The organism is Collimonas fungivorans, assembly GCF_028292705.1.
GTDB lineage: Bacteria > Pseudomonadota > Gammaproteobacteria > Burkholderiales > Burkholderiaceae_D > Collimonas > Collimonas fungivorans_B.
Genome location: NZ_JAQGLV010000316.1, coordinates 1 through 11,621 on the forward strand (window position 1 = coordinate 1; position 11,621 = coordinate 11,621).

Annotated in this window: 13 protein-coding genes and 1 tRNA gene; 3 read left to right on the forward strand and 11 right to left on the reverse strand. The window is 59.8% G+C overall.

Annotated features, from left to right (window positions below; all coding sequences use genetic code 11):
* The 6 genes from JWQ61_RS17705 to petA all read right to left on the reverse strand — a co-directional run bounded on the left by JWQ61_RS17705 (window position 1) and on the right by petA (window position 4,201).
* Window positions 1-76 (reverse strand) — tRNA-Thr (locus JWQ61_RS17705).
* Window positions 77-101: 25 nt separating this feature from the next.
* Window positions 102-611, reverse strand: coding sequence for a ClpXP protease specificity-enhancing factor (locus JWQ61_RS17710; RefSeq protein WP_304361670.1), 510 nt, complete (start codon window positions 609-611; stop codon window positions 102-104).
* An 80-nt stretch (window positions 612-691) separates the two neighbouring features.
* On the reverse strand, window positions 692-1,303 hold the full coding sequence (locus JWQ61_RS17715; protein ID WP_014004653.1) for a glutathione S-transferase N-terminal domain-containing protein: 612 nt from the start codon (window positions 1,301-1,303) through the stop codon (window positions 692-694).
* 84 nt (window positions 1,304-1,387) lie between these two features.
* Window positions 1,388-2,155: a cytochrome c1 gene (locus tag JWQ61_RS17720; protein WP_304361671.1), complete on the reverse strand. Its 768-nt coding sequence runs from the start codon at window positions 2,153-2,155 to the stop codon at window positions 1,388-1,390.
* Window positions 2,156-2,171: 16 nt separating this feature from the next.
* Window positions 2,172-3,578 carry a cytochrome bc complex cytochrome b subunit gene (locus JWQ61_RS17725; protein ID WP_304361677.1) on the reverse strand — a complete coding sequence of 469 codons (1,407 nt, stop codon included), beginning with the start codon at window positions 3,576-3,578 and terminating at the stop codon, window positions 2,172-2,174.
* On the reverse strand, window positions 3,578-4,201 hold the full coding sequence (gene petA / locus JWQ61_RS17730) for a ubiquinol-cytochrome c reductase iron-sulfur subunit (protein WP_120237261.1): 624 nt from the start codon (window positions 4,199-4,201) through the stop codon (window positions 3,578-3,580). The genes JWQ61_RS17725 and petA overlap by 1 nt, the downstream gene beginning before the upstream one ends.
* 292 nt (window positions 4,202-4,493) lie before the next feature.
* Between petA and mscL the strand changes: the two genes are divergently transcribed.
* The 3 genes from mscL to JWQ61_RS17745 all read left to right on the forward strand — a co-directional run bounded on the left by mscL (window position 4,494) and on the right by JWQ61_RS17745 (window position 6,407).
* Window positions 4,494-4,904, forward strand: a complete 411-nt coding sequence (gene mscL, locus JWQ61_RS17735) for a large conductance mechanosensitive channel protein MscL (protein WP_061538863.1) — start codon at window positions 4,494-4,496, stop codon at window positions 4,902-4,904.
* A 193-nt stretch (window positions 4,905-5,097) separates the two neighbouring features.
* Entirely contained in the window at window positions 5,098-5,682 is a 585-nt protein-coding gene (locus tag JWQ61_RS17740) for an RNA polymerase sigma factor (protein ID WP_304361672.1), read from the forward strand.
* Entirely contained in the window at window positions 5,682-6,407 is a 726-nt protein-coding gene (locus tag JWQ61_RS17745; RefSeq protein ID WP_304361673.1) for an anti-sigma factor, read from the forward strand. Before JWQ61_RS17740 ends, JWQ61_RS17745 begins: the two co-directional genes overlap by 1 nt.
* Before the next feature lie 6 nt (window positions 6,408-6,413).
* Here JWQ61_RS17745 and JWQ61_RS17750 read toward each other — a convergent pair whose 3' ends face one another.
* The 5 genes from JWQ61_RS17750 to JWQ61_RS17770 all read right to left on the reverse strand — a co-directional run bounded on the left by JWQ61_RS17750 (window position 6,414) and on the right by JWQ61_RS17770 (window position 11,594).
* A complete protein-coding gene (locus tag JWQ61_RS17750; protein ID WP_304361674.1) occupies window positions 6,414-7,580 on the reverse strand; it encodes a phosphatidylserine/phosphatidylglycerophosphate/cardiolipin synthase family protein in 1,167 nt (388 codons plus the stop codon).
* Between the two features lie 64 nt (window positions 7,581-7,644).
* Window positions 7,645-8,451 (reverse strand): endonuclease/exonuclease/phosphatase family protein, encoded by an 807-nt coding sequence (locus JWQ61_RS17755; protein ID WP_120237265.1) that lies wholly within the window; start codon window positions 8,449-8,451, stop codon window positions 7,645-7,647.
* A gap of 11 nt (window positions 8,452-8,462) precedes the next feature.
* Window positions 8,463-8,927: a dihydroneopterin triphosphate diphosphatase gene (gene nudB / locus JWQ61_RS17760; RefSeq protein WP_304361675.1), complete on the reverse strand. Its 465-nt coding sequence runs from the start codon at window positions 8,925-8,927 to the stop codon at window positions 8,463-8,465.
* Between the two features lie 140 nt (window positions 8,928-9,067).
* Entirely contained in the window at window positions 9,068-10,870 is a 1,803-nt protein-coding gene (gene aspS, locus JWQ61_RS17765; protein WP_304361676.1) for an aspartate--tRNA ligase, read from the reverse strand.
* A 73-nt stretch (window positions 10,871-10,943) separates the two neighbouring features.
* Window positions 10,944-11,594, reverse strand: coding sequence for a DUF502 domain-containing protein (locus JWQ61_RS17770; RefSeq protein WP_304361678.1), 651 nt, complete (start codon window positions 11,592-11,594; stop codon window positions 10,944-10,946).
* Window positions 11,595-11,621: the final 27 nt, after the last annotated feature.

Consider the following 11,621-nt stretch of genomic DNA (forward strand, 5'->3'; position numbering starts at 1 on the left):
TGGTGCTGGCTGCAGGACTTGAACCCGCCACCCCCTGATTACAAGTCAGGTGCTCTACCAGATGAGCTAAGCCAGCTAAACTGCGAAGTCCGCAATTATACCTATTTAATTCGAGTTAGGGTAGGTCTCCCGCCTTTTTTTGGCGGTTCCGGATCTTTTTCGGGGTCCGTACCGGACGAATTCTGTTTTGTTTCGCTGGACGGCGACGGCACCGAGCTCAGGATCGGCGTTACCGTGGCGGTCGGCTCTGGATTGGCCTCTTGCTCGGCGGCGGCTTCAGTGTCCGTTTCGGCGGCCGCAGCCGACGGTTCGAACGCCATGCCCTGGCCGTTTTCGCGCGCATAGATGGCGATCACGTTTTCCACCGGCACCGAAATTTCCCGCGATACGCCGCCGAAACGAGCGCTGAAATTGACGAATTCGTTGTCCATCTTCAGGCCGCTGGTGGCTTCGAAACTGACGTTCAATACAATCTCGCCATTCTTGACGAACTGCATCGGCACGCGCGTGTGCGCATCTACCCTGGCCGCCAGATACGGGGTGTAGCCATTGTCGGTGCACCATTCATAAATGGCGCGCAACAAATACGGTTTGGTAGAAGTTTCTGACATGGGAAGCAACGGTACAAAAATGAGGCATGGGCCGGTATGCGCCACCATAGCGGCGGTGCATACCGGTAATCTACACGATCTTAACGACGCATGACTTTTTCGGACGGCGTCAGCGCTTCGATGTAGGCCGGGCGCGAGAATATACGCTCAGCATACTTCATCAGCGGCGCAGCCGTCTTCGACAGCTCGATACCGTAGTGATCCAGGCGCCACAGCAGCGGCGCGATGGCTACGTCCAGCATCGAGAACTCGTCGCCCAGCATGTATTTGTTCTTCAGGAACAAAGGCGCCAGCGTGGTCAGGCGGTCGCGGATTTCCGAGCGTGCCTTTTCGTGGCTCTTCTCTGCTGCTTTGGTTTTCTCGTTCTCCAGCGTGTGCACGTGGATGAACAATTCTTTCTCAAAGTTGAACAGCATCAGCCGCGCACGGGCGCGCATCAGCGGATCGGCCGGCATCAGCTGCGGATGCGGGAAACGTTCGTCGATGTATTCGTTGATGATATTGGATTCGTACAGAATCAGGTCGCGCTCGACCAGGATCGGCACTTGACCATACGGATTCATGGTCGAGATGTCTTCCGGCTTGTTGAACAAGTCGACATCGCGAATTTCAAAGTCCATGCCCTTCTCGAACAGAACGAGACGGCAGCGTTGTGAAAATGGGCAGGTTGTACCCGAATAGAGAACCATCATTTTTATAGTTCCTTAGAAACAAAAGGGTGAGACCCGATACGGCTCACCCCAAAACGCATACCCGCAAAATCGCGGGCATGAAAACTACTTGACGTCTTTCCAGTATGACGCGTTGAGACGCCATGCCAGAACGAAGAACATGCCGAGGAACAGCAGGACCCAGACGCCAAGGCGCTTGCGGGTGTTCTGGGCAGGTTCGCCCATCCATGCAAGATAGGACACCAGGTCGGCGACTGCAACGTCGTATTCGACCTTGTTCATCTTGCCCGGCTTGACCTGCTCGAAACCGGCAAACTTGTGTTCGGTCTTGCCCTCTTCGTGCGGATCCTTCACGTCTTCGTATTTGGCAGTACGAATTCCTTCCAGTTCCCACAGGACGTGCGGCATGCCGACGTTAGGGAAGACCATGTTGTTCCAGCCCGTTGGACGGGTGTCATCCTTGTAGAAAGTACGCAGATAAGTGTACAGCCAGTCCGGGCCGCTGCCGGCGCTGGATGCCTTGGCGCGGGCGATCACCGACAGATCCGGAGGCGTTGCGCCGAACCATGTCTTGCCGTCTTTCGGCGACATGGCAATGGTCATCAGGTCGCCCACCTTGTCGCCGGTGAACAGCAGGTTGCTCTTGATCTGCTCTTCGCTCAGGCCGATGTCGCGCAAACGGTTGTAGCGCATCGACGAAGCGGAGTGGCAGTTCAGGCAGTAGTTCACGAACAGCTTGGCGCCGTTTTGCAGCGCGGACAGGTTGTTGCTCTGTTCCGGCGCGGTATCCAGCGGATAACCGCCCTCTTCGCTGGCAAAGGCAAGCGCCGGAAGCAGCACCAGGGTCGCCATCAGTCTTTTTAGCAATGTCATGTTCTTATCCTCTGGCTTAGTGCGGGTGATAGACAACACGGTCCGGCACTGGCTTGAATGTACCCGCGGCGCTCCACCATGGCATCAGCAGGAAGAAGCCGAAGTAGATGAACGTGCAGACCTTGGACACCACGCCGCCGATAGCTGAAGGCGGCTGCACACCGAGGTAGCCGAGCACCACGAAGGTGATCCCGAACAGGATGTAGATGTACTTGTGCCAGCTCGGACGATAGCGGATCGACTTCACCTTGGAATGATCCAGCCAAGGCAAGCCAGCCAGGATGACGACCGAGACGCCCATCAGCACCACGCCGAAGAACTTGGCGTCGAACACGAACATGGCGCCGATGATGGCCAGGCCGATGACCGAAGCGGTGATCTTGAGCATGCTGTTCAGGCTCGACTTTAGCCACAGCAAGGCGACAAAGGCGGCCACGCCGACCTGCAGGTAGACGATGAAGTCCGAAGTGACTGCGCGCAGGATCGAGTAGTAAGGCGTGAAATACCAGACCGGTGCGATGTGCGGCGGCGTCTTCAGCGAATCGGCCGGGACGAAGTTGTTGTACTCGAGGAAGTAGCCGCCCATTTCAGGGCCGAAGAACACCACGGTGCTGAACACGATCAGGAATACGGCAACCGCCATCACGTCGTGCACCGAGTAGTAAGGGTGGAAAGGCACGCCATCCAGCGGCACGCCCTTGGCATCCAGCTTTTCCTTGATCTCGACGCCGTCCGGGTTGTTGGAACCCACTTCGTGCAGGGCGATGATGTGGGCAACCACCAGGCCGATCAGGACCAGCGGGATCGCAATCACGTGGAACGAGAAGAAGCGGTTCAGGGTAGCGTCGGAGACCACGTAGTCGCCGCGGATCCACAGCGACAGGTCAGGGCCGATGAAAGGAATCGCACCGAACAGGTTGACGATCACCTGGGCGCCCCAGTAAGACATCTGGCCCCATGGCAGCAGGTAGCCCATGAAGGCTTCGCCCATCAGGCACAGGAAAATGCCGACACCGAACAGCCACACCAGCTCGCGCGGTTTGCGGTAGGAACCGTACAGCAGGCCGCGCACCATGTGCAGGTAGACCACGATGAAGAAGGCCGAAGCGCCGGTCGAGTGCATGTAGCGCACCAGCCAGCCCCATGGCACGTCGCGCATGATGTATTCGACCGAGGCGAACGCCAGGGCGGCATCCGGCTTGTAATGCATGACCAGGAAAATCCCGGTGACGATCTGGATCACCAGCACCAGCAGCGCCAGCGAACCGAAGGCGTACCAGAAGTTGAAATTCTTTGGTGCGTAGTACTCGGACAGATGGGCTTTCCAGGTCGATGTGACGGGAAAACGCGCATCAATCCAGTTCAAGGCTTTATCGGCGATAGGAGCATCGGCCGGCAGCTGTTTTTCGTGGAATGCCATGATTAAGAAGCCTCACCTTTCTCGTCTTTACCAATGACGATCTTGGTATCGGACAGGTACATGTAACGTGGCACGTCAAGATTGTTTGGCGCCGGCTTGTTCTTGAAAACACGGCCGGCCAGGTCGAAGGTCGAACCGTGGCAGGGGCAAAGGAAGCCGCCTTGCCAGTCGTCCGGCAGCGAAGGCTGGGCGCCAGGGGCGAATTTCGAGGATGGCGAGCAGCCGAGGTGCGGGCAGATACCTACCAGCACCAGGGTTTCTTCGTGGCCGGCACGGCCGCGGTTGTTCGACTTGTTCTTGCAGTAGTCGGGCAAGTCCATGGTGTAAGGCTTGAGCGACTCAGGGTCGGCCACTTCAGAGGCGGTATGTTCCAGCCCCTTCATCTGTTCCGGGGTGCGCTTCATGATCCAGACCGGCTTGCCGCGCCATTCGAACACTTGCATCTCGCCGGGCTTGATGCCGGAAATATCCAATTCCACCGGTGCACCCGCGGCTTTTGCGCGTTCAGATGGCTGGAAGGTGGAGACAAAGGCCCCCGCCGTCGCCAGACCGGCCACACCGCCTGCCGCGCATGTAGCCACGAGCAATCCACGTCGACCGGAGTCGACCTGCTTTTCGATACTCATACCAACCCCAATCAGTCAAAATACGAAACTTGCACGGAACTTCTAGCAACCCTAGATTATATCGAAGCTGAAGCCTGTTTTAAAGGAAATACATGCACGCATGTACAAAATCAGCCAAATCCATGGAAATTGCTGCTAAACCTGGCACAATTCCCTTCAGAAGCTGATTCTTGCACTGCAGCAAGCAAGGCTAGGGGCGGAAAATAACAAGAATTGACAAATTTGTCCTTTTAATCCGGCCGGGATCGCAGTATCTTCCCGATTGTCAACATTAGTTATGGAGAAACAACACATGGGCATGATGCAAGAATTCAAGACCTTTGCACTCAAAGGCAACGTGATGGACCTGGCAGTCGGCGTGATCATCGGCGGCGCGTTCGGCAAGATCGTCGATTCCCTGGTGCAGGACATCATCATGCCGGTGGTCGGCAAGATTTTCGGCGGCTTGGATTTTGCCAACCACTACTTCCCGCTGAACGGCCAGAGCACCGAGCTGACGCTGGCGGAAGCCAAGAAAGCCGGCGCTGTGCTGGCCTACGGCAACTTCATCACCATTGCACTGAATTTTGTCATCCTGGCTTTCGTGATTTTCCAGATGGTGCGCATCATCAACAAGCTGCGCGGCGAAGTACCTCCCGCGCCTGCCGCCGATCCGGAAAACACCGTGCTGCTGCGCGAGATCCGCGACTCGCTGAAAAAATAACCGTCGCCTGTACTCGTCGCCAAAGCCCGCTGCCTGCAGCGGGCTTTTTGTTTTTGGCGGGCCGGCAACGGCGGATTTGCCGGTTGCGGCACAAGTTACCATGGGGTAATCTGCGCAATAACCGGCTTGGCTCCGCAACAACAAAAGCCAGGCGCGGCACACAACGGCGATACTGCGCGCAAAGGAAGCCGAATTGCCCTCCCAAGACTTGCAACCGGAACAATTGAAAGTCTGGCTTGCCGCGGTCGTGCGCAAGGACGCCCTGGCCTTTCGCGCCCTCTACGACGCCACCTCGCCGAAACTGTTCGGCTTCGCGCTGCGTATACTAGTCAAGCGCGAGTGGGCGGAGGAAGTGCTGCAGGAGAGTTTCGTCAGCATCTGGAACAACGCCGACAGCTACCAGGCCAGCCTGGCGGCGCCGATGACCTGGATCACCACCATCGTGCGCAACAAGGCATTCGATTTCCTGCGGCGCACAGACAGCGCGGTAGAGATCGATGCGGACACATTTGACAAGGAAGTCATGGACGCCATGGAAAGCGCCGACCCGACGCCGCTGGAAGCGCTGCAGCTGACTGCCGACGCCAAGGCGCTGGCGCATTGCCTGGCGCGCCTGGAAGCCATGCAGCGGCAAGCGATTGCGCTGTCGTTCTATCACGATCTCTCGCATAGCGAAGTGGCGGTGCAGCTGCAGCTGCCGATAGGCACCGTCAAGACATGGATCCGGCGCGGGCTGGAACGCCTCAAGAGCTGCCTCGGCAAGCTGGGGAGCGCCTGATGGATATCGAACGCAATCCCGTTTTGGTGGACAAGCTGGCGGCCGAATACGTGCTCGGCACCTTGCGCGGCGGCGCCCTGCGCCGTTTTGAAACCCTGCTGCGCCGCCATGCGGTGCTGCGCCAGGCTGTGGCCGAATGGCAGGACCGCCTGCATCCGATGGCCGAACTGGCGCCACCGGCGCAACCGCCGGCCGCGGTCTGGTCGGCTATCGAAACCAAACTCGACCTGCCACGCAAACCGCAACGCAAGCGTTCGGTCTGGTTCGAACTGCGCGAGGACCTGAGCTTCTGGCGCGGCCTCGGCCTGGTCTCGACCACCGCCGCCATCATCCTGACCTCGCTGCTGCTGTCCAGGCAAGAGTTGCCGCCTGTCCCTGCCGCGCCGGCGGTATCGTATATCGCCATGCTGAGCAACGATCAGGCGCAGCCGATCGCCGTGGTGACCGGCGATGCGCCGGGCGGCCGCTTGCTGGTGAAACTGGTGATCCCGCAGAAGATCGCGGCCGACAAGAGCCTGGAATTGTGGGCGGTGCCGAAGGAAGGAGCGCCGCGTTCGCTCGGCCTGCTGGAAGCCAACGGCAGCATCAGCCTGGCGCTGCCGGCCGATGCTACGCCGCAGACCGTGCCGCTGCTGGCGGTGACGCTGGAGCCGAAAGGCGGATCGCCCGATCCCAAGGGACCGACCGGCCCTATCGTGTTCAAGGGCGCCTGGGTCCGGATATAACCGCTGTCAGCGCTCGCCGTTGCCGATGGTGATGATGCGCATCAGGAAGCGGTACAGGAAAAAAGCCGTGCCGTGCCACAGCCGCGCACGCCAGGAACGGTGGTTGAAGGCATCGGCCGATATCGGCTCGCCGTCGGCAATCCCGCTTGCAATCTGCTGCCGCAGCGCGCGCGAAAAATCGGCGTCCATGACCACCACGTTGGCTTCCTGGTTCACCAGCAGGCTGAAGCCGTCGAAATTGCTGGAGCCGACGGTGGCCCAATCGTCGTCGATCACCGCCACTTTTGCATGCAAGGCGGTCTTGCGGTATTCGACGATCTTGACGCCGGCTTTCAGCAGCTTCGGATAATACGAATGGCTGACCGCATCCTGCAGCCGGAACTGCCCTACTCCCAGCAGCAACGTAACGTCGACTCCGCGCAGCGCGGCCTGTTCCAGGCCGTGCCGCAGTTTCCGGCTCGGGGCAAAATAGGGACTGGTCAGCAAGGCGCTCTGGCGCGCATGGCCGAGGGCTTGCAGATAGGCGCGCTGGATGGTGCGGCGGTTGCGCAGGTTATCGCGCAGCACCAGCCCGGCCGATGCCGGACCATGGGCCACGCCGCCGCCCTTGAAACGGGTGCGCTTGAATTGCTGGAAACGCGCCAGCAGTTTCATCTCGCCCAGGCGCAGCCATTGCGCTTCCAGTTCGATGTGGATCACGTTCACCAGCGTACCGCTGATGCCGACTGCAAAATCCCAACGCGGCGCCGGCAGCGGCAGGCGCAGGTCGTCGTCGGACACCATGTCGTCGATGATGTTGAGGCCGCCGACAAAACCGACCTGGCGGTCGACCACGCAGATCTTGCGGTGCATGCGCGCCGCGCCGCGCCGGAACCAGGGATTGAAGCTGCGGTACATGACGCCGCTGGCCGCAAACTCCTGCTGCAGCGATGCCGAGCGCTGGCGGCCGGTGCCCAGCCAGTCTGCGATCACCCGCACCGCGACGCCGCGCTGCACGGCGCGCGTGAGCGCCTGCTGCACCAGCAGCGCGGTCTGGTCGTCGGCGAAGATATAGGTTTCCAGGTAGATTTCGACGCGGGCAGCATCGATGGCGGCAATCAGCGCCGGAAAAAAGGCAGCGCCGTTGTGCAACAGCGTGATGTGGTTATCTGCGCAAAGATTTACCGCGCGCATGCGATGAAAAAGAGGAGAGACGACATCCGGCCGGTCTTTCTGTGGTCATGGTTGATACAGCAAATTATCGCAGCTTGAGCGTCGCCACGATAGGCGCATGGTCGGACAGTTTCGCCCATTCCGCGCCATGCAGGACTTCCGCCGATTCTACCGTAAAGCCGCGCAGGTAAATCCGGTCCAGCCGCAGCCAGGGAAAAGCGGCGGGGAACGTCCGCGCCGGCTTGAGTTTCGGCGTGCGTCCTATCAGTTGCTGCAGGTAGGAACCAACGCCTTGCATCATGCCCCGCGCCGCGATCCGTTCATCGAATATTTCGGTGACATCGAGCCGCGCCCGCAGCAATTCGCTAAGGCGGTTGCCCCAGTCGTTGAAATCGCCGGCGATGATCAGCGGCGCGCCCGGCGGCGACGAACTGCGCACCGCTTCGATCAGGGCCGCGGTCTGGCGCCGGCGGCCGCCGCCGAACAAACCCAGGTGCACCACATAACAATGGATATCGGTGAATTCGGTCTTGAGGACGCAGTGCAGGATGCCGCGCGCCTCGTAGGCGTGGTCCGATACATCCTGGTTGCTTTGCGAGCCGATTTCGAAACGACTCAGCAAGGCGTTGCCGTGGTGGCCATGGTCGTAGACGGCGTTCATGCCGTAGGCGGCGTGGTGCGAATCGCCGGCCAGGTAGTCGTGCTGCGCCTGCTCCGGCCAGTGCGCCGCATGGCGCGCCGCCATCAGGTCGTGCCGGCCCTGCACTTCCTGCAGGAAAAAGATATCGGCCTCCATCCGGCTCAAGGCCTGTTTCAAAGCATGCACGCGCGGGCGGCTGCCCAGCGACGATACGCCTTTGTGGATATTGTAGGTTGCGATGCGCAGTTTCATGGCTCTTCAGCTTATTCGGCAAGGTGGCGCGGCAATTGCAGGATGGCTTCGGCATTCGACGGTGAAAAACACGCATCCGCAGCCGCCCGGTACGGCAGCCATTTGTACTGCAGATGTTCGCGCGGCGCCAGGGTCACCGGGGTGTCGTCCGGCACCAGCAGGCCGAACACATGTTCGGTGTTTTTGGTGACGCCGGGCGCATAACGGTGGCGCCAGACCGGGTAGATCTCGTACACGTTGGCGACGCCCCAGTCGTGCAGGTTAGACAGCGGCACGGCGCCTGCCTCGGCGGACACCACGATGCCGGTTTCTTCCTGCACTTCACGCATCGCCGTCACGTCCAGGGCTTCCTCCGGGAAATCCTTGGAGCCGGTGACCGACTGCCAGTAATCCAGCTTGTCGGCGCGCTCCATCAGCAAGACCTGGAGATCTTTCGTATAGATGACAACCAATACCGATTCGGGAATTTTATACATGCAAAAAAGTCGGCAAGAAATCGAAAAAACGCCTGTTCGTCATAAAGCATCACTATAAACCTGTTTGGCCCGGACATAAAAAAAGCGCCGAGGTGAACTAAACCCCCGCGCTTTTTCTTTTACCGCTTTTTGCCTAAAAATCAGACTACCTTGGCTTCCGGCAGGCGCAGGCGGATATGCAGTTCTTTCAACTGTTTTTCGTCGACCGCCGACGGCGCTTGCGTCAGCAGGCATTGCGCGCGCTGGGTTTTCGGGAAGGCGATGACGTCGCGGATCGATTCGGCGCCGCACATCATGGTGACGATGCGGTCCAGTCCGAACGCCAGGCCGCCGTGCGGAGGCGCACCGTATTGCAGGGCGTCGAGCAGGAAGCCGAACTTCAGCTGCGCTTCTTCGGCATCGATCTTCAGGGCGCGGAACACCTTGCTCTGCACTTCTGCGCGGTGGATACGGATAGAACCGCCGCCCAGTTCCCAGCCGTTCAAGACCATGTCGTAGGCCTTGGCGATAGCCTTGCCCGGATCGGTTTCGATGAAATCTTCGTGGCCGTCTTTCGGCGACGTGAACGGATGGTGCAAGGCGTTCCAGCGGTCGCTGTCTTCGTCGTATTCGAACATCGGGAAGTCGACCACCCACAATGGACGCCAGGTGTCGTCGAACAGGCCGACCTTCTTGCCGAATTCGCTGTGACCGATCTTCACGCGCAGCGCGCCGATGGCGTCGTTGACTACCTTGGCCTTGTCGGCGCCGAAGAAAATCAGGTCGCCGTCTTCGGCGCCGGTCTGCTCCAGGATCTGCGCCAGCGCTGCGTCGTGCAGGTTCTTGACGATAGGCGATTGCAGGCCGTCGCGGCCCTTGGCTTTTTCATTGACCTTGATGTAAGCCAGGCCCTTGGCGCCGTAGATGGCGACGAACTGGGTGTAGGCGTCGATCTCGGAACGCGGCATGGCGGCGCCGCCCGGCACGCGCAGGCCGACCACACGGCCGTTGTCCATGTTGGCTGCGCCGGCGAAGACCTTGAAGTCGACGTCTTTCATCACTGCGGTCAGGTCGGTGAAAGCCAGCTTGACGCGCATGTCCGGCTTGTCCGAACCGTACAGGGCCATCGCGGTGGCGAAGTCCATCACCGGGAACGGGTTAGGCAGGTCGATGTCCAGCGCGTTCTTGAACACCAGGCGGATCATGCCTTCGAACATGTCGCGGATTTCCTGTTCCGACATGAAGGAAGTTTCGCAATCGATCTGGGTGAATTCAGGCTGGCGGTCAGCGCGCAAGTCTTCATCGCGGAAACATTTGACGATCTGGTAATAACGGTCGAAGTTGGCCACCATCAACAGCTGCTTGAACAGCTGCGGCGATTGCGGCAAGGCGAAGAACTGGCCGGCGTTGACGCGCGACGGCACCAGGTAATCGCGGGCGCCTTCCGGGGTCGACTTGGTCAGCATCGGCGTTTCGATATCGATGAAGCCGTTGGCGTCCAGGAACTTGCGCACTTCCATGGTCACCTTGTAGCGCAGGCGCAGGTTGTTTTGCATCTGCGGGCGGCGCAGGTCCAGCACGCGGTGCGTCAGGCGGGTGGTTTCCGACAGGTTGTCGTCGTCCAGCTGGAACGGCGGCGTGACCGACGGGTTCAGCACTTCCAGTTCATGCGCCAGCACTTCGATCTTGCCCGATTTCAGGTTGCTGTTGCTGGTGCCGTCCGGGCGCAGGCGCACCACGCCGGTGATGCGCAGGCAGAATTCGTTGCGCACTGCTTCCGCGTTCTTGAATACCTCGGCGCGGTCCGGATCGCACACTACCTGCACCAGGCCTTCGCGGTCGCGCAGGTCGATGAAGATGACGCCGCCATGGTCGCGACGACGATGGACCCAGCCGCACAGGCTGACGGTTTGGCCGAGAAGTACCTCAGTAGTGAGGCCGCAGTATTGGGTTCGCATGGACATGTTCAGGTTTTCGCAGTTCAGATGTTGTAAGTATGAATTAATTATAAGCAGTCGGTCATGCAGAGGATCAGCGTCAATTGCCGCCTGCCGCGCCGCTGCCGGGCGGCGAATCGATCACCAGTTTCCTGCCGGGCTGCTGCTCGGGCGCGACCACGCCCATGGAAACGATGTACTTCAAGGCTTCGTCGACGCTCATGTCGAGTTCGATGGTGTCTGCGCGCGGCAGCATCAGGAAAAAACCTGAAGTCGGATTCGGCGTGGTCGGCACATAGACGCTGACGTAATCGCCGGGCAGGTGGTTCTTGACGTCGCCGCCGGGAATCCCCGTCAGGAAGGCGATGGTCCACGATCCTTCGCGCGGGTATTGCACCAGCAGGGCCTTGCGGAAGGCGTTGCCGGACGAGGAAAACAGGGTGTCCGAGACTTGCTTGACGCTGGAATAGATCGAGCTGACGACCGGAATTCGGGTCAGCACGCCTTCCCATACCGAGACGATCTGGCGGCCGATGAAATTGCGCGTCGCCAGGCCGGTCAGGAAAATCACCAGCAGGGTCAGGATGGTGCCGAGGCCAGGAATGTCATGCCCCAGCAATGCTTTCGGCCGCCATTGTTCAGGCAGCAGCAAAAGTGACTGGTCCATCGTGCCAATGACCAGGTTCAGCACCCACAGCGTGATTGCCAGGGGCACGAGAACCAGTAGACCGGTGATGAAATATTTACGCATGGCTTTCTTTGTCGGACGACGCGTACC

Excerpts from the sequence above, each read along its gene's own strand:
- JWQ61_RS17755 (WP_120237265.1), bottom strand. The coding sequence starts at position 8,451 with ATGAAACTGCGCATCGCAACCTACAATATCCACAAAGGCGTATCGTCG.
- JWQ61_RS17715 (WP_014004653.1), bottom strand. The coding sequence starts at position 1,303 with ATGATGGTTCTCTATTCGGGTACAACCTGCCCATTTTCACAACGCTGC.
- petA (WP_120237261.1), bottom strand. The coding sequence starts at position 4,201 with ATGAGTATCGAAAAGCAGGTCGACTCCGGTCGACGTGGATTGCTCGTG.
- JWQ61_RS17745 (WP_304361673.1), top strand. The coding sequence starts at position 5,682 with ATGGATATCGAACGCAATCCCGTTTTGGTGGACAAGCTGGCGGCCGAA.
- aspS (WP_304361676.1), bottom strand. The coding sequence starts at position 10,870 with ATGTCCATGCGAACCCAATACTGCGGCCTCACTACTGAGGTACTTCTC.
- JWQ61_RS17770 (WP_304361678.1), bottom strand. The coding sequence starts at position 11,594 with ATGCGTAAATATTTCATCACCGGTCTACTGGTTCTCGTGCCCCTGGCA.
- mscL (WP_061538863.1), top strand. The coding sequence starts at position 4,494 with ATGGGCATGATGCAAGAATTCAAGACCTTTGCACTCAAAGGCAACGTG.
- JWQ61_RS17720 (WP_304361671.1), bottom strand. The coding sequence starts at position 2,155 with ATGACATTGCTAAAAAGACTGATGGCGACCCTGGTGCTGCTTCCGGCG.
- nudB (WP_304361675.1), bottom strand. The coding sequence starts at position 8,927 with ATGTATAAAATTCCCGAATCGGTATTGGTTGTCATCTATACGAAAGAT.
- JWQ61_RS17750 (WP_304361674.1), bottom strand. The coding sequence starts at position 7,580 with ATGCGCGCGGTAAATCTTTGCGCAGATAACCACATCACGCTGTTGCAC.
- JWQ61_RS17710 (WP_304361670.1), bottom strand. The coding sequence starts at position 611 with ATGTCAGAAACTTCTACCAAACCGTATTTGTTGCGCGCCATTTATGAA.